The 21,543-nt window shown below is 68.8% G+C and carries 19 protein-coding genes and 1 pseudogene; 8 read left to right on the top strand and 12 right to left on the bottom strand.

Going from position 1 to position 21,543, the window contains the following annotated elements; translation table 11 throughout:
- The first annotated feature begins 137 nt into the window (after nucleotides 1–137).
- Nucleotides 138–3,221: a Tn3 family transposase gene (locus IEY87_RS34250; protein ID WP_189142999.1), complete on the top strand. Its 3,084-nt coding sequence runs from the start codon at nucleotides 138–140 to the stop codon at nucleotides 3,219–3,221.
- A gap of 159 nt (nucleotides 3,222–3,380) precedes the next feature.
- Here the strand turns inward: IEY87_RS34250 and IEY87_RS34245 are convergent, their stop codons facing one another.
- Both IEY87_RS34245 and IEY87_RS34240 read right to left on the bottom strand, forming a co-directional pair.
- Nucleotides 3,381–4,163, bottom strand: a complete 783-nt coding sequence (locus tag IEY87_RS34245) for a MerR family transcriptional regulator (RefSeq protein WP_189142998.1) — start codon at nucleotides 4,161–4,163, stop codon at nucleotides 3,381–3,383.
- Nucleotides 4,164–4,316: 153 nt separating this feature from the next.
- The gene (locus tag IEY87_RS34240) at nucleotides 4,317–5,882 is read right to left on the bottom strand and encodes a serine hydrolase domain-containing protein (RefSeq protein WP_225277891.1); all 1,566 of its coding nucleotides are present in this window, start codon (nucleotides 5,880–5,882) and stop codon (nucleotides 4,317–4,319) included.
- Nucleotides 5,883–6,053: 171 nt separating this feature from the next.
- On the opposite strand from IEY87_RS34240, the gene IEY87_RS34230 reads away from it, so the two are divergent.
- Nucleotides 6,054–6,290: a sigma factor-like helix-turn-helix DNA-binding protein gene (locus IEY87_RS34230; RefSeq protein ID WP_308113001.1), complete on the top strand. Its 237-nt coding sequence runs from the start codon at nucleotides 6,054–6,056 to the stop codon at nucleotides 6,288–6,290.
- Nucleotides 6,291–6,478: 188 nt separating this feature from the next.
- Here IEY87_RS34230 and IEY87_RS34225 read toward each other — a convergent pair whose 3' ends face one another.
- Nucleotides 6,479–7,060: an ABC transporter permease subunit gene (locus tag IEY87_RS34225; RefSeq protein WP_189142997.1), complete on the bottom strand. Its 582-nt coding sequence runs from the start codon at nucleotides 7,058–7,060 to the stop codon at nucleotides 6,479–6,481.
- A 571-nt stretch (nucleotides 7,061–7,631) separates the two neighbouring features.
- Between IEY87_RS34225 and IEY87_RS34220 the strand changes: the two genes are divergently transcribed.
- Nucleotides 7,632–8,165, top strand: coding sequence for a DinB family protein (locus IEY87_RS34220; RefSeq protein WP_189142996.1), 534 nt, complete (start codon nucleotides 7,632–7,634; stop codon nucleotides 8,163–8,165).
- 546 nt (nucleotides 8,166–8,711) lie between these two features.
- On the opposite strand, the gene IEY87_RS34215 is transcribed toward IEY87_RS34220, so the two are convergent.
- From IEY87_RS34215 to IEY87_RS34190, 7 genes are all read right to left on the bottom strand, one after another.
- Nucleotides 8,712–9,569, bottom strand: coding sequence for an LLM class flavin-dependent oxidoreductase (locus IEY87_RS34215; protein ID WP_189142995.1), 858 nt, complete (start codon nucleotides 9,567–9,569; stop codon nucleotides 8,712–8,714).
- Nucleotides 9,570–9,632: 63 nt separating this feature from the next.
- Nucleotides 9,633–10,292, bottom strand: coding sequence for a DsbA family oxidoreductase (locus IEY87_RS34210; RefSeq protein WP_189142994.1), 660 nt, complete (start codon nucleotides 10,290–10,292; stop codon nucleotides 9,633–9,635).
- A gap of 98 nt (nucleotides 10,293–10,390) precedes the next feature.
- Nucleotides 10,391–10,753 carry an antibiotic biosynthesis monooxygenase gene (locus tag IEY87_RS34205; protein WP_189142993.1) on the bottom strand — a complete coding sequence of 121 codons (363 nt, stop codon included), beginning with the start codon at nucleotides 10,751–10,753 and terminating at the stop codon, nucleotides 10,391–10,393.
- A gap of 236 nt (nucleotides 10,754–10,989) precedes the next feature.
- On the bottom strand, nucleotides 10,990–11,826 hold the full coding sequence (locus IEY87_RS34200) for an SDR family NAD(P)-dependent oxidoreductase (RefSeq protein WP_189142992.1): 837 nt from the start codon (nucleotides 11,824–11,826) through the stop codon (nucleotides 10,990–10,992).
- Nucleotides 11,827–12,029: 203 nt separating this feature from the next.
- Nucleotides 12,030–12,110: a hypothetical protein gene (locus IEY87_RS46835; protein WP_268241370.1), complete on the bottom strand. Its 81-nt coding sequence runs from the start codon at nucleotides 12,108–12,110 to the stop codon at nucleotides 12,030–12,032.
- A 10-nt stretch (nucleotides 12,111–12,120) separates the two neighbouring features.
- Nucleotides 12,121–12,573, bottom strand: coding sequence for a YceI family protein (locus IEY87_RS34195; RefSeq protein ID WP_229699423.1), 453 nt, complete (start codon nucleotides 12,571–12,573; stop codon nucleotides 12,121–12,123).
- Between the two features lie 29 nt (nucleotides 12,574–12,602).
- On the bottom strand, nucleotides 12,603–13,109 hold the full coding sequence (locus tag IEY87_RS34190) for a nuclear transport factor 2 family protein (protein WP_225277889.1): 507 nt from the start codon (nucleotides 13,107–13,109) through the stop codon (nucleotides 12,603–12,605).
- 123 nt (nucleotides 13,110–13,232) lie between these two features.
- On the opposite strand from IEY87_RS34190, the gene IEY87_RS34185 reads away from it, so the two are divergent.
- Nucleotides 13,233–14,147, top strand: coding sequence for a LysR family transcriptional regulator (locus tag IEY87_RS34185; RefSeq protein ID WP_189142990.1), 915 nt, complete (start codon nucleotides 13,233–13,235; stop codon nucleotides 14,145–14,147).
- Between the two features lie 166 nt (nucleotides 14,148–14,313).
- Here IEY87_RS34185 and IEY87_RS34180 read toward each other — a convergent pair whose 3' ends face one another.
- Both IEY87_RS34180 and IEY87_RS34175 read right to left on the bottom strand, forming a co-directional pair.
- Nucleotides 14,314–14,910, bottom strand: a complete 597-nt coding sequence (locus IEY87_RS34180; protein WP_189142989.1) for a HEAT repeat domain-containing protein — start codon at nucleotides 14,908–14,910, stop codon at nucleotides 14,314–14,316.
- A 14-nt stretch (nucleotides 14,911–14,924) separates the two neighbouring features.
- Nucleotides 14,925–15,337, bottom strand: a pseudogene (locus IEY87_RS34175) (aminoglycoside phosphotransferase family protein); the annotation flags it as partial.
- Between the two features lie 459 nt (nucleotides 15,338–15,796).
- On the opposite strand from IEY87_RS34175, the gene IEY87_RS34170 reads away from it, so the two are divergent.
- From IEY87_RS34170 to IEY87_RS34155, 4 genes are all read left to right on the top strand, one after another.
- Nucleotides 15,797–16,534, top strand: a complete 738-nt coding sequence (locus IEY87_RS34170) for a response regulator transcription factor (protein ID WP_308113000.1) — start codon at nucleotides 15,797–15,799, stop codon at nucleotides 16,532–16,534.
- On the top strand, nucleotides 16,512–17,996 hold the full coding sequence (locus IEY87_RS34165) for a sensor histidine kinase (RefSeq protein ID WP_225277888.1): 1,485 nt from the start codon (nucleotides 16,512–16,514) through the stop codon (nucleotides 17,994–17,996). The genes IEY87_RS34170 and IEY87_RS34165 overlap by 23 nt, the downstream gene beginning before the upstream one ends.
- Before the next feature lie 173 nt (nucleotides 17,997–18,169).
- Complete coding sequence (locus IEY87_RS34160; protein WP_225277887.1) at nucleotides 18,170–18,652, top strand: hypothetical protein; 483 nt, start codon at nucleotides 18,170–18,172, stop codon at nucleotides 18,650–18,652.
- A gap of 152 nt (nucleotides 18,653–18,804) precedes the next feature.
- Complete coding sequence (locus IEY87_RS34155; RefSeq protein ID WP_189142988.1) at nucleotides 18,805–21,456, top strand: tetratricopeptide repeat protein; 2,652 nt, start codon at nucleotides 18,805–18,807, stop codon at nucleotides 21,454–21,456.
- Nucleotides 21,457–21,543 lie beyond the last annotated feature (87 nt).

Here is a 21,543-nt window from a genome sequence, read left to right as displayed (position 1 = left end):
GCGGTAGCGGGCTGACGTCAGTTGACCTACCGCCATCCAGCGGTCCGATGCGGGTGGGCAGCGACATGGCGGCGGATTGAGTAACTGTTCGGCTACTTTCGGTTTGTTGCGGGCGGGCTGGCCCTACTTTGCGGCGTATGCCGGTGGTGGAGTTCTTAACCGATGACGAAGCGGCCACGTACGGCCGATACGGGGAAGTGCCGTCGCGCGCGGACCTGGAGCGGGTGTTCTTCCTTGATGACGAGGACCGAGAGCTGGTTGAGCGTCGTCGTGGCGACCACATGAAGTTCGGCTTCAGCCTTCAACTCGTCACCGTTCGATGGGTTGGGACGTTCCTGGAGGACCCGCTGGAGGTGCCGACCGCGGTCCTCGACTTCGTGGCCGAGCAGTTGGGCATCGCCGACCCGTCGTGCGTGAAGAAGTACACCGAGCGGACCAAGACGCGATTCGATCACCAGTGGGAGATTCGGCGGGTGTACGGCCTGAAGGAGTTCGGGACCGTCGAAGGGGATCTGCGAGCGTGGGTGGAGGCCAGGTCTTGGACCACGGGGGATGGACCGAAGGCGATCTTTCTCGACGCGGTGCGCTGGCTGCGGGAGCGGGATGTGCTTCTGCCCGGGGTGACGACGCTGGCCCGGCTGGTCACCAACGTCCGCGATGAGACGACCCGGCGACTGTGGGGTGTCCTGGAAGGGCTGTTGACCGTGGGTCAGCGTTATGTGCTGGACCAGCTGCTGGAGGTTCCGCCAGGGTCACGGGTCTCGGACCTGGAGCGCTGGCGCAAGGGCCCGGTCCCGCGCGGGTCCGGGCCGACGCTGATCAAAGCACTGGAGCAGGTCGCCGAGGTCGCGGGATTGGGCATGACGGAGCTGGGGGCCGACCGCTTGGTGCCGCCGCGCCGGCTGGCGGAGCTGGCCAAGTACGGGATGAGCGCGGACGCCTCGCAGATCCGCCGTCACCGCGATGGCCGTCGTCTGGCGACGCTGTTGGCCACGGTGGCGTTCCTGGAGGCAAAGTCGGTCGATGACACCCTGGAACTGCTGGACCTGCTGATGACCACCGAGCTGCTGAACAAGGCGCAGACCGCCGCGGACAAGGAGACGATCCGCAAGCATCCGAAGCTGGCCAAGGCCTCGGCCCGCCTGGCGGTGGCGGTGGAGGCGCTGTTCGACTCCGACGCCTGGGGTGGCGAGGACGAAGAGCCCCGGGTGTCGGAGGTGTGGGAGGCGATCGAGGCGGTGGTGTCGCGGGCGGAACTGCGGGCGGCGCTGGTCTTGGTGAATGAGAACGTGCTGCCGGCGGATGCGGACGAGCCCGACGACTGGCGCAGCGAGCTGGTCGGCCGCTACAGCACGGTGTCGGGATTTTTGAAGGTACTGCCCACGGTGATCTGTTTCGGCGCGAACGCCGAGGGCGCCCCGGTGCTGGCGGCAATGCGGCAGTTGCCGGAGGTGCTGGCCCACCGCAGCAGGCTGCCCGCACCACTGATTCCGGCCCGACTAATCGAGGCGGCCGTGGTGAACGGCCCATGGAAGCGCCTGGTGTTCGGCCAGCCCGTCCACGAGGACGGCGCGGTGAACAGGCACGCCTACACCTTCTGTCTCCTGGAGCAGTTCCACCGGCATCTCAAACGCCGCGAAATCTACGCCGACGCCTCCACCAAGTGGCGCAACCCGCAGGCCAGACTCCTGGAAGGCCAGGCGTGGGAGGCGGTCCGGCCGGACGTGCTCACCGCGCTGGGCCTGCCGGAGAACCCGGCCGCCCTGCTGGCCGACCACACCCGCGCGCTGGATGCGGCATACCAAGACGTGGGCAGCCGGCTGGACACCAACACCGAAGTCCGGATCGACGACGCCGGGAAGATCCACCTGACCGGCGTGAAGGCCATCGAAGAGCCGCCCTCGCTGGTCGACCTGCGCAAGCACACCACGGCGATGCTGCCGCGCGTGGATCTGCCCGAGGTCATCTTGGAGGTGATGAGCTGGGAGCCGCAGCTGGTGGAGGCCTTCACCGCAGCCTCCGGCGGCCGCTCCCGGCTGGAGGACCTGCCGACCTCGATCGCGGCGTGCCTGGCCGCGCACTCCATGAACGTCGGCTACCGGCCGATCGCCAAGACCGGCGTTCCCGCGCTGGAGCGCTCGCGGCTCTCGCACGTGTTCCAGAACTACTTCCGGCCTGAGACGCTCAGCCTGGCCAACGCGCCGCTGGTCGCCTGGCAGGCCGGGCTGCCGCTCGCCCAGGCGTGGGGAGGCGGCATGGTCGCCGCGGTCGACGGCATGCGGTTCGTGGTCCCGGTCCCGGCGGCCTTCGCTCGCCCCAACCGCAAATTCTTCGGCTCCAAGCGCGGCATGACCTGGCTCAACGCAATAAATGATCAAGGAATCGGGCGAGGCGCGAAGATCGTGTCCGGCACGGTCCGCGACTCCCTGCACATGGTCGACGTCATCTTCGGGCTGGACGGCGGGGAGTTGCTGGAGATCGTCGTTTCCGACACCGGCTCCTACAGCGACCTGACCTTCGGCCTGCTGGAACTGCTGAACATCTCCTACCGGCCCGCGCTGGCGGATCTGCCCGACCAGAAGGGCTGGCGCATCGACCCCGGCGCCGACTACGGGCCGCTGAACACCTTCGCCCGCGGCAGGATCGACCTGCGCAAGGTGCAGCGGATGTGGCCGGACATCCTGCGCGTGATCGCCTCCATCTACACCGGCACCGTCCGCGCCTACGACGTAGTGACCATGCTGCAGCGCGAGGGTCACCCCACCGCGCTGGGCGAGGCGATCGCCACCTACGGCCGGATCTTCAAGTCCCTGCACATCCTCGCCTACATCGACGTGGACGAGACCTACCGGCGCGACATCAAGCACATCCGCAACCTGCAGGAGGGCCGTCACGCCCTGGCCCGGAAGATCTGCCACGGCAAGAAGGGCGAGCTCTACCACCGCTACGAACGCGGGCTGGAGAATCAGCTCGGCGTCCTCGGGCTTGTTCTCAATTGCGTCGTTTTGTGGACGACTGTCTACCTGGACGCGGCAGTCCGGCAGCTGAAGGCGCAGGGCAACCCCGTCCGAGATGAGGACATGGCCCGGCTCTCGCCCTTCGTCAACACCCAATTGGGCGTGCACGGCGCCTACACCTTCATACTTCCCGACTTGGCGCCAGGGGCGATACGCGCTCTGCGCGACCCCGACGCACTCGACGCCGACGACGAAGAGATCTGACCCCTCACCTCGGCGGGCGGGCTTCGAGTACCCGGCCGGGCCCCTCCTCACATGTTCGTGGATGGCTGAGGCGATGTATCCAGCGTGGGACGAGCCGCTCCAGCGGTGTCTGCCAGCAGATCCCGCGGTCCCCGGGTCCTGCGGCGGGGACCGGCTTGGTCAGTGGGTGTCTGGTCTGGGGATGTGGATGCCGGCGGCGCGGAGTTTGGTCTCGACGAGCGCGACTCCTCGGGCCGCGGCCGATCCCTGCTCTTCGCCGTGGAGGGCGATCAGCTTGTAGCGGGTCGCAGCGTCGGTGCGGGCTTGCAGGCCGGTCACGATTTTCAGGTGTGCGGGGTTGGCGAGGAGGTGGTCGGCCATGGCGGTGGCGAGCTCGGCGATGCGCGGGTCGTCCGGTTCCCAGGTCGCGGCTTCGGTTGCGCGCTTGATCAGGGCGACGAACCGGGTGTCTTCGAGGGCGTGCTCGATATGGGTGAGGTAGTCGTCGAAGCTCTCGGGGACCAGTGCCCTGGCCAGGACCCAGCCCTCCCTGGCGGCCGCCACCTCCTCTGCGGGGAAGCCGAGGCCGGACATCCGCTCCAGCAGCGCCACGGCACGGTCAGGCAGTAGAGCCCGGTCGCCGTCGGCGAGCCGGTGCAGCGTGTCACGTCGCGCGATCAACTCCTCGATGCGTTCGGTGAACTGCCGCTCGACGTCGGCGAGCGCGGCGGCGAACAGCGCGGGGTCGGCGTCGAGCAGGGACCCGATCTCGGCCAGGGGCACCCCGGCGGCGGCCAGCGTCCGGGCCTGCACCAGCCGCAGCAGCTCGGCCGATCCGTACCGCCGGTAGCCGGAGCTGTCGCGTTCCGGCTCCTTGACCACGCCGAGCTTGTGGTAGTGCCGCACCGTCTTCACCGTGACGCCGACGAATGCCGCCGCCTGCCCGATCGTGACTCCGTTCATCTGCGCAATCCTGCCCTGTGCTCGAGCTCGGCGACCAAGCGGACCAGCCGAGCATGTGGACGGGCCACGCCGAGTTCGGCGTGGCCCGTTCGGGTTCTTCCTGGTGTACGACCGGAAGGGCGGCCCCTTGAGGCGTACGGGTCACAGGCGCTCTCAGCCCGTCGGCTGAGCCGGATCGACCTGCCCACCGCCAAACACCTCGTTGAGGAGCCTTCGCTGGGCGGTCTGGAATGCTGTTGCGATGGACAGGTCGGCGTCGTCCACGCAGTTCAGCGCGGCGGTCAGGGTCTTGCTGCCGTCAGGGGTGGCGTACATCAGCGCCGCGTGGCCCACGGCGGCGCCGTTGTGGGAGATGACGGTGCCGCCGCCGTCCGTGGTCAGCACGAACACTCCCAGGCCGTAGTCCATGTTCGGGATGCCCGTCGGGTGCGGCGTGCACATCTCGGCCAGCAGCCCGGCCGGCATGAGCTTGCCACCCAGCAGCGCAGAGATGAACGTGTGCAGGTCCTGGGTGGTCGAGATCATGTCGCCGCCGCTGGAGACCCAGGAGGGGTTCTGGCGGGTGATGTCGACTGTCTTCTGCTCGCCGGCGTCCTCGTAGCGGTAGTAGGCGTGGGCGTACGGCTCGGGGATCTCCGGCGACGCGTCCGGCACCACAGTGCCCGACAGGCCGAGCGGCCCCAGGATCAGCCGCTGCATCTCCTCGGCAACCGAACGGCCGGTCACCCTCTCGATCAGCAGCCGGGCCAGCACGTAGTTGGTGTTGGAATAGCTCCAGCCCGTCCCCGGCTCGAACCGCGCCGGCTTGGACAACGCCAGCTCCACCAGTTCCTGCGGCCGGTAGGTCTTGAACCGATTGTCCACCCACTCTTTGCCCGTGGTGCTGTAGGGGATGGGGATCCCTGGCGCGATCGTCCCGTCGGCGTTGACCTCCCCGGTGAAGTTGAACACTCCGCTGGTGTGCTGCAGCAGCATCCGCACCATGATCCGCTCGTCCAGCCCGAACTCGGGCAGGTAGTGCGCCGCCGGGGTGTCCAGCCCGATCTTGCCCGCGGCCACCAGCTGCAGCACCAGGGTCGCGGTGAAGGTCTTGGTGTTGCTGCCGATCCGGGCATGCCCGTTGACCGGCGGCTTCGCGGTCCCGCTCAGCTCGGCCACCCCGGCGCTGCCGACCCACTCTCCCCGCTCATCGTGCACGCGCAGCGACACCCCGACAAAACCGGAATCGACGATCTCCTCGATCGCCTTCTGCAGCTCCGGCCGATCCTGCCCGGCCGCCGTCTCCGGCACGGCCCCGCTGTCCGCAGCGGCTGCCCCAGCGGCGTCGAGGGCTTCGGTGATCTTGCGGACCATCTCGGCCGTGGCGGGGCTCGGCCGGCCCTGCTGCATCTGGGCGGTCTCGACAGCGATGAGAACGGCGCTGCGGAAGTTGCCGGCCTCGGCCGGATCCTGCTGCTTCAGCAGGTTCATGGCCGCAGTCAGGGCCGGCAGCACGCGGCCGGCGATCTCGGCCACGGACTTGCCCACCAGGTCCTTGACCTTGGGGTAGTCGGCGAGCACGTGCCCGATCAGGCCGGTGGCCGAGCCCAGCGCGATACTGCCGTGGGTGGCGATCTCACGGGGCTTGCCGGCGGCACCGGCGGCGGTCATCAGCGTCACGGCGCCGTACGCGGCGATCCGCAGGGTGCTCTTGTCCTGGTCGGAAAGGGTGATCGTCACGGTTGTTTGATCCTTTGAATCTGTTATGTCCGGTCGGCGTCGCGCCGCTGCGCCGAGCTTCCACCCTGCCCCTAGGTCAACCTCAACCGTGATCTAGCTCACAGCTGCTAGCTGCTTGTCCTTGAGCTTGCCCCTTCTCTTGGCCAACGCCATGCCCTCGCGGGTGCGCTGGTGCCCGATGTTTGCTTCGAACTCGCGCCACTGTGGCTGGGCGGTGTTCCGGTGGGGGGTCGGCTTTCGGAACACCGCCGGACCGCCGGGCCCAAGCTGCCCGAACCGGCACGGCGTTCCATCCGCCGCCGCTACGCCGAAGGCGAGGTCTCCCTGGCCGACCTGGCCGCTGAATACAGCGTCGGCCGGTCCACCATCCACCGCATCATCCACGGAGCTCCAGAAACCCCCAGTTAGAAAGCGGATCTACGCCCACCTCGCTACACGCCGTAGCCATAGGAACTCCAGGCCTCCCTGGGCAGGATCATCCGAATGGGGCCTGTGACCCGCGCTCATGAGCGGTCGCATCCAAACGACCAGTGGCGATAGCCCGAGCCCCCACGGGCTCGCTAACGCCACTGGCCGACAGCGTTTGAGGAACAGCACTAGGACACCCGCCTGTTGGCGAGGACCGCGATCATCAGCGGCACAACAGCCCAGGCGCCCAGGACGGCGAAGGTGGCCGCGTCCAGCATGATGTCCGGCACCTGCTCGATGACCTGGAGCGCCGGATAGCCCGGCAGGATCCGGTTGACCACCTCACCACCCGGCAACATTCGCCCGGCGAAGGGAACCAACACCACCACCACGAGCACGGAGATGGCCACGACGCCGTTGCGGAAGATCGCGCCGAGTGTCAGCCCGAGCATCGTGGTCATCACGATCATGAGCGTGCCGCCGCCGATCACCTCCCAGGCGCCGGCAGGCGGCAGCGTGGGATCGAACTGTGAGGCCACCGCGTGCCCGTACAGATATCCGGGGATCGCGATGAGTAGTGAGGCGGCGATGGCGATCCCACCCAGCACGAACGCCTTGGCGAGCAGCACTCGTGCACGCGACGGCGTGGCAACGAAGGTCGTGTGGATCATGCCGGAGGTGTACTCACCGCTGATCGACATGGTGCCGAGCATGCCGAGCGGCAGCTGAGCCAGCACGACTCCGACATAGACGGCCACAACGATCCCCATCGCAGCCTGCTCACCCGTCTGTCCTGGGTCCCAGCGCGAAATCACGGTGGATGCGCCGAGCGCGGTGAGCGCGAGGGCCGTCAGCATCCCCGCGCCCAGGGCTCACCAGGTCGAACGCAACGTGCGCAACTTGATCCACTCGGCGGCGACGGCATTCACGACGCGCTCCCTTCGATGACATTCATGAACGTGTCCTCCAGCGACATCGATCGTTATCTTGGGTTCTTGGCCCCTTCTCGCAGGTCAGAGCGAGATGATCTTGTTAGGCATGTAAGGCACGGTGCTGAACCTGGCAGCCATAAGCGCAAGGTTTGCGGCCCTGTCCCCGCAAGCGCGGTGATCACCAGGAGGTGGTCGGCGTTCGGGGTGCCGGGTCTGGGGTTGTCAAGCGAACTAGCTGGTCAGCTGCGTGAAGGTCGTTCAACCATGTAAGGCATGTAGGAGCAGGCCTCGACTGCGCCGGTGGACCGTGGAAAAGTCGGTTGACCCACGCCGACGACGTCATCAACCCCTTCACCCAGTACTACGGCATCGACCCGTGATCCCCGCCGGAGCCTGGCAATATGTCCTGATGCACAAAACTCGATGCGATTTGCTGCGCTGGCAGTTCGACTTCACCTGGTCGTTGTTCGATTACCACCTGGAACGACTGCAACCCGCGGACTTTCTGTGGGAACCCGCCACTCTCTGCTGGACTGTGCGCCCTGACGCCACGGGAACATGGGTGCCCGACTGGGCGGAGACCGAGCCTGATCCCGTCCCGGTTCCCACCGTCGGCTGGTTGAGCTGGCATATCGGTTGGTGGTGGAGCGTGACCATCGATCACGCTCAGGGACGCGAGCCCCGGGACAGGACCGAGGTCACCTGGCCGGGTGATGGAACGAGCGCCGTCGAGTGGTTGCGTGGCCTCCGCACTACTTGGCTGACCGTGCTGGATCCCCTCACCGACGCCGAACTGGACGCCCCGGCGCCCCCCTTCCCCTGGCCGCAGGACTCCGAGCACACCGTCGCCCACGTGATCGCCTGGGTCAACTCCGAGCTGATGAAGAACGTCAGCGAAATAGGCCAGCTTCGCATGCTGCGAGCTGCTGCGTCCTCGGAGTGAGTTGTTCTCAGCCCAAGATCGATCTGGTCGGCCTGCTGCCGGTTCGGTGAGCCGGGCTTCGAGGTCGGCGATCATCTGGGTGAGCAGGCTGGTGTTCTCGCTCCGGACCGTCTGCGGGCCGACGGTGTCGAGGCCGGCGACCTTGGTGATGCACTCGTCGGCGGCTTGGGCCATGGTGGCGAACTCCTGACGGGCGATGGAGTGGGGGTTGGCAGCCTCGAAGGTGGCGGCGCGGTGCATGTCCTTGACCGAGGTCATTGCCGCTCGTGCGGCCGACATGGCGTCGCGGGCGCTGAACTCGTCGCCGTGGCCGGAGCGCATGTAGCGGGTGGTCCCGACCCGCCGCCGGCCAGCGTCGCGCCGGGCGGGGTCGGCTGTCAGCCCGCCGTCAGCGACCGGTGGTCAGCAGCAGCGCAGCGCGAGTGGCTTGCCGTGGGCGGGACCTGCGAGGAGCCCTCTTCCCGCGCAGGGCTTCTTTGGAGGTCAATGGATGTCGCACGGGCGGGGTGGCTGTCAGTTGGCCGCCTCGTCCGTCGCGGCCCACGGTCAGAGGCCGATGACCTCGGCCAGGAGGTCCACCTGTGCGGGATCGGGATCGTTGCCCATGAAGATCAGTTCGTCACAGCCGATCTGGTCGAAGGCGGCGATCGCGGCGATGATCTGTTCTGGTTCGGTGTAGGCGATAGAGATGCCGTACTGTGCGTACTCGTCGCCGGCGAAGGCGTAGTAGGAGCCGATGGCATCGGAAATGGCGGCCTCGGCGTCGGGGCCGAGCGCGTACATCACTGATGCCACCAGGCGGGGCGAACCGGCTCTGCCGGCTGTCTTCCAAGCCTGCCGGATCTGGGGGGCGAAGTCCTGCAGGTCCTGTACGGTCGCGTCGCCGGCGATCCATCCCGTTCCGTGGGAGGCGATACGACGCAGGGTCGCCTTCGAGTTGCCGCCGAACAGCAGGGCGGGCCCGCCGGGTGTGGCGGGCTGCGGTCCCACGGGGCCGTCGGATGCCGTGATTGCGGCGAGCCGGTCCAGGAGCTGGTCGAACTGCTTGCCCCGGGTGCCGTAGTCGACCTCGCTGAGCAGGAAATCGTCCTCCCGGGCTCCCGGGGCGAGCCCCAGCTGCAGGCGGCCGGGCCCGGCGAGCTGGTCCAATGTGGTGACAGCCTTGGCGAACAGAGCATGGTTGGCGCGCAAGGGCGCGAGAAGCACGCTGGTAAGGAGCCGGATACGCGAGGTGGCGCCGGCCGCGGCGGCCAAAGTGATCAAAGGCTCCGGCGTCGACCAGGCCAGACGATCACTGACGCTGAGGGTGGAGAAACCGCGCGCTTCGGCGCGGCGTGCCCACTCCATCAAGGTTGTGCCTTCGCTCCACCGAGCGTGACCGGGCAACCCGATACCGATGTCCATCGCGGATGAGACTCCTTCCGAAAGAGAGGTGGAGATGGTGGAAGAGGCGTGACGGATCGTCTGTCAGACTGGCCGGTCAGGTTTGATCACAACGCCGGGTGAGCCGGTCGGTTCGGTGCGCAGGAGCACTTGCAGATCGGCGACGGGCTGGACTCCGGAGACCGGCGGGCGGCCGTCGATCACGAGGCTGGGCACGCCGGTGACGCCGTGCTCGGCCGCGCGGCGCCGGTCGGCGCGTACCTCGTCGGCGTAGTCGTCGCCGTCCAGGACAGCGAGCACCTCTCCGGCGTCCAGCCCGGCCTCGCCGCCCAGGCGCTGCAAGACCTGCGCATCGGCCACGTTGTCCCCCTCGGTGTGGTACGCGTACAGCAGCAACTCCATCATCTGGTCGGCCCGGCCGCGATCGGCGGCCAGCTTGACCAGCCGGTGCACGTCGAAGGTGTTCACCGGGCGGGCCAGATGCAGGTTCAGCTCCAAGCCTTCGGCCGCGCCCAGCGATCGGATCCGGGCGATGCGGGCGGGCGCCTGCTCGCCCCACCAGCCGGCCATGGCCTCCGCGGCGGTCGGCCCGGGGGTCCGGCCTTCGTCCGGCGCGAGCTCGTAGGCGCGCCAGACGATCTCGATGCTGTCGCGGCCGGACTGCTGGGCCAAGGCGGCCGTCAGGCGTCTCTTGCCGATGTAGCACCAGGGGCACAACACATCGGCGTATATCTCAAGCTTCATGAATGTCCCGCACAGTAGTTGTGGTTGACAGGGCGAGTTCGGCCTACCCGGCGACGTGCGCCGGCGGGCACAACCGCCCGCCGGAAGGGGTCGGGCGATCAGGCATCGAGGCGCTGCGTTCCGGGGCCGACCTCGCGGACGACGGTGTAGGTGGGCGCCCCGGTCATGCGTGGTTCGGCCTTACCGGACAGGCCCTCCAGCGCCTTGCCGATGGCGGCCATCCGGCCATCGGTGTCGGAGGTCTCCACGAAGTGGCGGTAGTCCGCTTCGCTCGCCCAGTGCACGATGTTGAACACGCGGGTGCCGTCGGTGCTCACGTGGAAACGGGCCGAGCGGTAGCCGGCATAGAAGCACACCCACCGCTCCTGGATCTCCGCGAACGCCTCCACCAGCTCACGCTGCGTGTCAAAGCCGTCAACGGTGTAGTCGATGATCGAATAGAAACCGGAATCCGTGCTCACGGACACACTCCTCAAGGTCGGATGTGAGGCGATGCCTCGGCCGCCATCGTGCAATCTCAACCACAGTTGAGGTCAATTGCCCGCACGGAGGCGCAACCGGACCTGCCACTCGGTCGGTCGATGAATGCGGCGGTGTGGCGCCCCAACCTCGGCCCTCACCCTGCTGAGGTGTACGAACGCTTCGGGGTGAGAGCCGTTCCTGCCGAAGGGGCCCCGTGGTGTGGTCGGTCGCCGGGTCAGGCAGCCGGGCCAGCGGCAGTGTGTCCGTGTGCCTCAGCGGCCAGATCGTGCCAGTCGGTCCAGGTCTTGAGCCGGTCGGCGTAGACCAGGGGGACGATCTGGTTGCCCTGGGTGCCGAAGAACACCCGCAGCGGCGGGTTGTCCGCGTCGGCGACCTTGAGAAGTGCGCGGGCGGCGGCAGCCGGGTCACCGACGTCAAGCGTCTTGGCGAACGCGGCGAAGCCCTCGCGGAGACCGTCGTAGAGTGGGTTGGCGTCGGCGTGGACGCCGCCGGCGGCCCCTTCGGTGGCGTAGGAGCCGGGTTCGACCAGGGTCACCTTGATGCCGAAGGCGGTGACTTCCTGAGCGAGCGTTTCACTCAGGCCCTCCAGCGCCCACTTGGAGGCGACGTATCCGCCGCCGAGCGGGAACACGGTGAGGCCGCCGACCGACGAAATCTGAATGATGTGCCCGTCGCCCTGTTCGCGCAGGTGGGGCAGGACGGCTTGGACGACCCACACCGCGCCGAACAGGTTGGTGTCCAACTGGTCGCGCAGTTGCTGCTCGGTCAGCTCCTCGACAGCGCCGGACAGGCCGTAGCCCGCGTTGTTCACGATGACGTCGAGACGGCCGAAGTGCTCCTTGGCCCGCTTGACGCTCTCGAAGACCGCGGCCCTGTCGGTCACGTCCAGCTGAAGCGGAAGCACCGCCTCTCCATAGGTGGCGACCAAGTCCTCAAGGCGTGCGGTGTCGCGGGCGGTCGCGGCCACCTTGTCACCGCGAGACAGGGCGGCCTCGACGAAATTGCGGCCCAAGCCGCGGGACGAACCGGTGATGAACCAAACCTTGCTCATGATGTCTTCCCATCATTGGGTGGTGGAGGGTTATGTCAGTGAGGCCGTGCAGGCGAGCTTGCCGCCCTAGTGCCATCGGCCCACGGCACGGTCCAGGCTGTGGGCCGCCGGGGCGCTTGAGACTTCTGGCTCTGATCGCCCGCGTGAGAGCGTCTGGCCCGTCCTCCCGGCAGGAGACGTCGTGTCGATGCGGGCCGGTCAGGTCAGGGCTGCCGGATCGCGGCGACATCGAGCTTCAGCGCCACCGTCTTACCGACCAGACCGGCGGCGGCGGTCCAGGTCACGCCCCAGTCCTTACGGTTGATCGTGGCGCTGCCCTTGAGAATGAACCCGGAGGTTGCTCGACGGGTAGTGCTCGGCGCCGGTCAGTTCGAAGTCCACGGTGATCGAGTTGGTCACGCCGCGGATGGTCAGATCACCGGTGAGCTCGAAGGCGGTCTTGCCGGCCTGCTTCACCTGCCTTGAGGTGAAGGTGATGGTCGGGTGGCCGGCCAGGCTCAGGTACTTGCCGCGCAGGTAATCGTCGCGCTGCCGGTTGTGGGTCTGGATGCTGCCGGCCTGAATCGTGAGCTCGACGCTCGACCTGGACGGGTCGCCACCGTCCAGGTACGCACCACCCTCGAACTGGTCGAACCGGCCGCGCACCGAGGGGCCGATGGTGTGCCGGGCGACGAAGCTGATTCGGGTGCGGGCCAGGTCAAGGGTGTAGGTGCCGGTCAAGTCGCGCAGCACGGTCGTGCTCGTCATGCGGGTCACTCCTAGAGCTTCGGGCGAAATCAGCCGAGGGGCTCCGAGCCGGTGGCGGATCGCGCGAGGGCTGCGGGTGCCGCCGGGAGCGGATTGCCCGCAGGGGCTATCAGAAGCGGCGAACCCGCGAGCGGAGTGGGGTCGAGGTATATGACCTCGTAGACACGCTCGGTGAATTTCCAGCCCTCGCCGGTGCGCTGGTAGCGGTCGTGGTAAAGGGCATAGTTCAGGTGCGAGCTGCCATCGCGCATCCGCCCGAACTCCTGGATGTAGGCCCGGCCGACCGCGGTGTCGCCGTCGATCCGGATGATGCCGGGGTGGACGTTCTGCACGAAGAACTCCCAGAGCCCTTGCCCCCACTCGATCCCGGCGCGGATCTCGTCCCGGCCGACGAATTCCTTGCCGATGTGCGGCCACCGCATGGCGGCGTCGGGGCTGAACAGCGATTCGACGCGGTCATAGTCCTGCATCATCACTGCGTCGGTGAGTTCGCCGCGGAGCGCCTCGATCTCGACGCGGTCGGCGATCGCCTGCATGTTGCTCATCCGTTCCCCTGCCTTATCGATGTGCCACCTGTCGGGGGCGTGTCCAGCATCGGGGCAGGTCAGCGGCGGAACAATGTAAGAATTGTGGGGCGATCCATAACATGGGGGTTATTTATGGAGCTACGGGACATCGAAATCTTCCTGACGCTCGCCGAGGAACTGCACTTCGGTCGGACCGCCGAACGGCTACGCGTGTCCCAGGCGCGCGTCAGCCAGGCCATCAGCAAACAAGAACGCCGCATCGGTGCGGCGCTGTTCGACCGCACCAGCCGGCGCGTGACCCTGACCTCGGTCGGCCGACGCCTCCGCGAAGATCTTCAGCAGGCCTACGACCTGTTGCAGGAGGGACTCGCCCGCGCCGAAGCAGCCGGCCTGGGCGCGGGCCAGACCCTCCGGCTGGGCGTGTTCGGTCATGCCGGCCATGTACTACGCCCCCTCGTCGACGCGTTCCGCGCTCGTTACCCCGGCAGCGACGTCCAATTCAGCGAAGTCACCGGCGGCGATCCGTTCGCCGCCCTGCGCAATGGAGACGCCGACGCGCACGTGCTGTGGCTGCCGGTGGCCGAACCAGACCTCACTGTCGGCCCCACCGTGCTCACCAGCGGTCGTGTGCTGGCGGTTGCCTCCGACCATCCGCTGGCCGATCGCGGCAGCGCGTCCTTGGAGGACCTCGCTGACAACCACGTCGTCGACCTCGGTCCCGGCGCCCCGGAGTACTGGGTCTCGTCCATGACCCCCGTCCGTACGCCGCTCGGCCGCCGCATCCCGCGCGGGCCCATCGCGCGCACCTTCCACGAGATCCTCTCCCTGGTCGCCGCCGGACACTGTGTCCACCCGCTGGGTGAAATCGCCGCCCGCTACAACAGCCCGCCCGGCATCGTCTTCGTGCCCATCCGCGATGCGCCCGCCCTCCGTTTCGCCCTGATATGGCGGTCCACCGTCGACCGTCCCACCATCCGCGCGCTGGCACAGACCGCCGCCGACCTCGGCCCCATTTTGCTGGACCAGGCCCCTCCCGGCGCAGCATAGGGCGTCCGACCTGCCGGCGGTGCCCGGGACATCGGTGCCGGGCGGGATCGGAACTTCCCGCGAGAACAGCCTCAGCACATAAGGCCAGCCGGCCTCCGGGCTCGAAGAACCGGGCTCCTGCCCGAATTCTGGAGCAGTTCCTTCTCAGGAACTTGGCCGAGTTGGGTTAGCTGTCGTCATCCAGACCTCGGGCAAGCGCTTCGGCCATCTTTCGTAGCACCTCTACCTCATCGGTTTCGGCGATCGTCTCCAGTCGCGGCTGGAACTGCGGGTACAGCGCCATCGTGACCGCCCATATCCCGCCCTCGCGCACGCGAGGGTCGTCATGTCGCAAGGCGTCGTCGATCACAGCGAAGAAACGCTCATCGAACTCCAGCGGCGCTGCAAAACCTGCCCGCTCCACCGCCTTCGCTCGATCCTCGGGATCGGAATCGCTACGCGCCTCGGCAAGGAGCTCCTCCAGCGACCAGGCGTCCAACCAGGTCTCGGCCCTCTCGAACGCATCACCCACTTCCCCGGCATCCACTCCGGTGATGATCAGGTAGGAAAACCGGACGTCGAAGTCTTCGTAGTAGTGCAACGCCATCGGCAGGTCCTCGTCCCACCACGAAACGTGCAGAGGCTCTTCGAACGGGTCCGGAGCGGAAACGGTCACCGTACGCTGCTGCCAGCCCCACGCTTGTGCAAGACCCTCCACCGGATCAATGTCACGCCAGCCCCGCGTTGGCCGCAACATCAACCGTCGCGAACCCACCACATCCACACCCATCACCATCCCCGCAGATCCAGCGCCGGCCACAAGTCGAACCCGGGGTCGCCGGCCAGCGGTTCGGGGTCGATGGCCAGACATGGTTCCCGTTGCCCGGCGAGGATGTTGTCGTAGTGCAGGTCCCAGTGCAGCAGCAGGCGGTCGCCAGGTTCGCCGATCAATCGGCCACGGCGGACGCGCAGGTGTGTGCCAGCTGTTGCTCGGCCGGGTCACGCAACGCTAGTACAGCGCGTGGAACCTGGTCCAGCATAGCGGCGGCGATGTCGGCCAGGTGCCGCAGACCGGGTGGGGCGGGCACCGCGACCAGGCGCGCCATCAGCTCGGCGAGGATCTGCATGGCGGCATTGTCGTCAACCACTGATGACAGCGGCCGGGCTGCGTCCAGTCGTTCCAACAACATGGTGCCGGTGTCCGGGTCGTGGCGGCCCGGCACGCGCCCTCCAGTGCCGATCGCCGCCGGCTGCCACGCCGAAGATCTCACCTTCCTCGACGGCGAAGGAGACTCCGTCGACCACGGGCCGCCCCCCGTAGGACTTGCGCAGTCCGCTGACTTCGATGATGGACATACGTCGATGATCACGGCCGAGGCACCTGCCGCGCATCGCCCATCGCGCTCGAGTGGGCATCATCCGATCGGATGATGCCGGGTATCTCTCGTACGGCAGGCGCGACGTCCTCGGGGGGGTGTGAGCAGCACGGCGAGCTGGTCGCGGCATCCACCGAGCCCGGGCCGACGCCGAGGAACTTCCGCACGAGCTGGGACATGGCGACCGGCGCGAACGCGGCAATGTTCGCGGTTCGGCGTGGTGAGGCGTGTTCTCACAGGTGGTAGACAGGTTGCGCTAAGGACACGCACAGAGTCGTCCCCCACGATCGGACCATGAGCATGGCGAATGCGGAGGTTCGCGGGCAGTTGCGCCGGCCCGACGGCAGCCCGGTGCGGGTGCTGGTGGTCGACGACGAGGCCACGCTGGCGGAGCTGCTGACGATGGCGCTGCGCTTCGAAGGCTGGGAGGTGAGCAGCGCCGCCGACGGTCTGGGCGCCGTGCGCGCCGCCCGCGACTTCCGCCCCGATGCCGTCGTGCTCGACATGATGCTGCCCGACATCGACGGCCTGGAGGTGCTGCGGCGGCTGCGCGCGGAGTCGCCGGACGTGCCGGTGCTGTTCCTGACGGCGCGCGACTCCGTCGAAGATCGCATCACCGGGCTGACGGCGGGCGGCGACGACTATGTGACCAAGCCGTTCAGCCTGGAAGAGGTGGTGGCGCGGCTGCGCGGGCTGATCCGCCGGGCGGCCAGGTCGGAGCTGCTGGCCGGTTCCCAGATCGTGGTCGGGGATCTGGTCCTGGACGAGGACAGCCATGAGGTCCGGCGCGGCGGCAAGCTGATCAACATGACGGCCAGGGAGTTCGAGCTGCTGCGCTATCTGATGCGCAATCCACGCCGGGTGCTCAGCAAGGCGCAGATTCTCGACCGGGTGTGGAACTACGACTTCGGCGGGCAGGCCAACGTGGTGGAGCTGTACATCTCGTACCTGCGCAAGAAGATCGACGCGGGCCTGCCGCCGATGATCCACACGCTGCGTGGTGCGGGGTATGTGCTCAAGCCGAGCGAATGAGCCGCCGCGCTGGCGTGATCCGGGGCGCTGGTCGCTGCGGGCGCGCCTGGTCGCGGCGATGGTCGGCCTGCTGGCGCTGGCGTTCCTGATCGTCGGCGTGGCCACCGAGGCGACGCTGGTCAGAGCGCTGTACAGCCGCGTCGACGACCAGTTGACGGCGGCGGCGGCCCGGGTGCCGCGCGGACTCGACCGCTTGCCGCCGCTCAGCCCGCGCGAGCCCAGGTTCCCGCCGGGGCAGGTGATCGGCACGCTGGCAGCGCACCTCCGGTACGGCCAGGTCGTCTATGCCGGTGTGCTCCCCGAACAGGGGCAGACGCCCCCTGACCTGGGCGGACAGGAGGCGACGCTGCTGAGCGTGCCCGCCGACGCGGTGCCCCGCAGCTACGATCTCGGCGAGCTGGGCGACTACCGCCTGGTCGCCCGGCGGATGCCCGACGGTGATGTGTTCGTCACCGGGTTGCCGCTGGCCGAGACGCGGGAGACGCTGTACCTGGTGGCCTTGGTGGTGGCCGGGGTGACCGTGTTGGCGCTGGCCGGGGTCGGTTATCTGGGCGTGGTGATCGTACGGCGGACCCTGCGGCCGCTGTCCCGGGTGGCGGCCACCGCCACCCGGGTGTCCCAGCTGAGGCTCGACCGCGGCGAGGTGGAGCTGCCCCAGCGGGTCGCCGAGCGTGACGCCGACGACCGCACCGAGGTCGGCCAGGTCGGCGCGGCCCTGAACCGGATGCTCGACCACGTCGGCAACGCTCTGCAGGTACGGCAGGCCAGCGAGACGCAGGTACGCCAGTTCGTCGCCGACGCCAGCCACGAGCTGCGCACGCCGCTGGCGGCCATCCGCGGCTACGCGGAGGTGAGCCGGCGCGGCGGGCAACCGGTGCCGCCCGAGGTGGCGCACGTGCTGCGCAGGGTGGAGTCCGAGGCGGAACGCATGACGGCCCTGGTCGAGGACATGCTGCTGCTGGCCCGCCTGGACGCGGGACGCCCGCTCGCGCACGACCAGGTGGACCTGTCCATGCTGACGGTCGACGCCGTCAGCGACGCGCACGCGGCGGGCCCGCGTCACGACTGGCAGCTGGACCTGCCCGAGGAGCCGGTCGTCGTGGTGGGCGACTCGGCGCGGCTGCAGCAGGTGCTGGCCAACCTGCTCGGCAACGCCCGTACGCACACGCCGGAGGGGACCCGCGTCACCGTCGGCGTCGGCGTGAGCGGTCGGGAGGCGGTGCTGCGCGTCGTGGACAACGGTCCTGGCATCCCCGCCGAGCTGCTGCCGCATGTTTTCGAGCGGTTCGCGCGCGGTGACAGCTCACGTTCCCGGGCGGCGGGCAGCACCGGGCTGGGGCTGGCCATCGTGCACGCGGTGGTTGCGGCGCAGGGCGGCAGCGTGGCGGTCGAGAGCGCGCCCGGCCGCACGATCTTCACCGTACGGCTGCCGGCTTCGACGCATCGAGCTGCGGAGCTCTGACGAGCAGCCGGCGGGCGTTGTATCGCTGGTTCCCACGCGCCATGATGACGGCGACGAGCGATAGCCGAGCGTTGCGGCAGTGCGAAGGACCGGTCGATGCGGCCGGGCCCACATGAAGCTGCCCGTCACCGCAACGGGCGCTTTCACTCACGCTCAGGGGCACTGGAGGCGGCATGTTGGATCAGGCGTTGATCGCGTTGGCTTCGGCGGCCGGGCTGGCAGTGGCTCAGGCGGCCGGGACGGACGCCTGGCAGGGCTTCCGGGAACGGGTGGCCCGTGTCTTCGGGCGTGGCCCCGCGCCGGGCGCCGCCCAGGAAGCAGCCCTGGACAGGCTGGACCGTACGGCAGCCGAACTGGAGAGCGCCGATACCGGCGCGGCCGTGCAGGTGCGGGACGACGCGGTGACCGCCTGGCGGATCCGGTTTCGGGATCTGCTGGAGGCGTTGGACGATGACGGCCGTGAACAGGTGGCCGTCCAACTGCGTGCGCTGGTGGCCATGGCTCAGCAGGCCGGCGGCGGTGTGTCGGCCGCGGACGACGGCATCGCCATCGGCCGCGACGTGCACATTCAAGCCCAGAACCATGCGGTGGCCGCGGTGAGGATGGGCGATGTGACCATCGGAAACCCTCCCTCGCCGGGTCCGGCCGAGAGCTGACCGCGCCCGGCGGCACCCCCCTTCCACCCGTCACCGCGCGAACGGCGATCATCGCGAACCAGCCCTACTCGATCGCGGCCTACAGCATCAACCGGGTCGACTACCATGCCGCGCCGCGGCCCCCGGTGGTCTGGCCGATGAGGGTGGGCGACGTGCCGCTTCTGGCCTCCGCCTTCCAGTCCCGCCCTGGCCTGCATGACCGGATCGACCGGGCCTGGGCCGGACGTACCTCGGTAGTGCTGTCCGGCGGCGGCGGTGTGGGCAAGTCCCAGCTGGCCGCCGCCCGCGCGCACCAGGCCCTGGCCGCAGGCACCGAGGTGGTGGTGTGGGTGAACGCCGCCGACGTGGCGCAGGTCGTCACCGGCTATGCCGCTGCCGCGCTCCGCGTCCGGGCGGACGGCGCGCGGGGGCAGGACGCCGAGAGTGATGCGCGGGCCTTTCGGAACTGGCTGGCCGCCACCTCCCGCTCATGGCTGGTCGTACTCGACGACGTCGCCGACATGGAGAGCGTCGAGCCGTGGTGGCCGCCGTCGTCGCCCACCCAGGACGGCCGGGTGCTGGCCACTTCCCGGCGCCGGGACGCTTTGCTGTCCGGCGGCGGCCGGGCGGTCGTCGATGTCGGCACTTACGCCCCGGACGAAGCCATCGCCTACCTGCGTGACCGGTTCACCGACGCGCCCCATCTGCTGGATGCCCAGGCCCCGGACCTGCTGCGCGAGCTGGGGCACCTGCCGCTGGCCCTGTCGCACGCGGGCGCCTACATGATCAACGAGGACGTGCCCTGCGAGCCCTACCTCCGCCTGTTCACCGATCAGCGGTCCCGCCTGGAGGCGCTGCTGCCCCCCGAGGCTGACACCGAGGGCTATGGCCGACCGGTCGCCCCCGCCCTACTGCTGGCGCTGGACGCCGTCCAGCGCCGCGACCCGGTGGGCGTGGCCGCGCCGACCCTTTGCCTGACAGCTCACCTGGACCCGGTCGGTCACCCCTCGAGTCTGTGGGCCGATGCGGCGGTCACCAGCTACCTGAGCGCCCACCGCGGCATGCCCTCCGACCCGGTCACCGCCGAACAGGCCTGGTCCGTGCTGCGGCTGCTGCACCACTACAGCCTGATCACCTTCGACTCCCAGGACGGCGCCCGCGCGGTGCGCATGCACGCGCTGACCGCCCGCGCCGCCCGCGAAAGCGCCCCCGCGAACCTGATCGCCGCGGCCGTGCCCGCGGCAGCGGACGCTCTGGCGGCGATCTGGCCCGAGAGTGACCACACGGACTTCGACCTCACGGCCGTACTGCGGGCCAACGCCGCCGCCCTGGCAGCCGTGGCGGGTGCTCTGCTGTGGCGGCGCGACGACCACCCGGTTCTGGGCCGGGCCGGGGAGAGTCTGCTCGCCGCGGGCCTGTACACCGCTGCGGTGAGCTACTTCGAGCGCCTGGCCGCCGAAGCCGGACGGCTGCTGGGCGACGAGCACGCCGAGACCTTGGAGACGCGCAGCGCCCTGGCCACCGCGTACCGGCTGGCGGAGCGTCTGGAGGAAGCGATCTCCGGTGGGGAACGGGCCGCCACCGACGCCGAACGGCTGCTGGGCGACGATCATCCCACCACCGTGCGGGCTTACGCCAACCTGGCCAATTCGTACGCGCTGGCGGGGCACACCGTGGAGGCGATCGCCATCGGGGAGCGGGTCGTCACCGACCGGGAGCGAGTCTTGGGGGAGGGCCATCCCACCACGGTGGAGAGCCGGGTGGGCTTGGCCGGTTACTACCACGAGGCGGGCCGCACCGAGGAAGCGATCGTCGTGGCGGAACGGGCGGTCGCCGACGCCGAGCGGCTGCTGGGCGACGACGATCCTGTCACCCTCGTGGCCCGCGGCGTCCTGGCCGCGCTCCGCTTGGCAACAGGGCATGTCGACGACGTCATCGTTGACGGGGAGCGGCTCGTCGCCGACGCCGAGCGGAACCTCGGTACCGGTCACCCGGACACGCGCAGGATCCGGGACACCCTGGCCGACGCCTACCGCGCGTCGGGGCGTCTGGACCACGCGATCGACGTGGGGCGGCTCAACGTCACCGAGACCGAGCGGCTGCTGGGTGAAGACCATCCCGACACCGTCATGGCCCGCATCGAGCTGGCCGCCCGCTACTGGGATGCGGGCCGTGCGGAGGAAGCGATGGTCCTGGCGAGGCGGCTCGTGAACTCGGACGACCCCGACGGCCTGTCGGCCTACGCCGGCCTGACACTGTTCTACGAGAAGACGGGGCAGGCCGAGGAAGCGAGGACCCTGCGGCGTGTCGTGGCCGACGTCGGCCGGGTCCTGGGTGAGGACCGGTCCGAAGCCATCGGTGTCGAAGAGAAGGTCGCGCTGCTGGAGCGGGCCGCAGCCGACCTTGGGCGGCTTCTGGGCGAGGACCATTCCCACACCGTCACCGTGCGCGGAGGCATAGGTTTCGTCCTTGTGGAGGCGGGACGCCTGCAGGAAGCGATTCCTCTGCTGGAGCGGGTCGCGGCCGACACGGAGCGGCTGTTCGGCATCCAGGAGGCCATCGAGGACTTCATCAACGTGGCCGCCGCCTACTCAAGGGTGGATCGCACGGAAGAAGCGATCACGCTGCTGAAGAGAGTCGTGGCCGACGCCGACCGGATACTCGGTCCCCACCACCCCGACACACACGAGGCCCGCGCTGCCCTGGCCATCTGCTACCGCAAGGTGTGGCGCATCGGGAGCAGCATCGCCGTTTTGAGCAGGATGGCCGTGGCCGCCGCCCGGGCGCGGTTGGACGGGCCGCGCACGCGGAAGCCACGAGAGTGACGGCTGTTCGAAGACCGTGTTCGGCGCGATGGGAACATCGGCAAGGACGAGGTTTCTAGAGGGTGAGGGTGTCCAGGTCTACGGCGT

The sequence above is a fragment of the Nonomuraea glycinis genome (genome assembly GCF_014646515.1).
GTDB classification, from domain to species: Bacteria; Actinomycetota; Actinomycetes; order Streptosporangiales; family Streptosporangiaceae; genus Nonomuraea; species Nonomuraea glycinis.
Note: the sequence above shows the minus strand (reverse complement) of the source record. Positions and strands in the feature narration are given on the sequence as shown.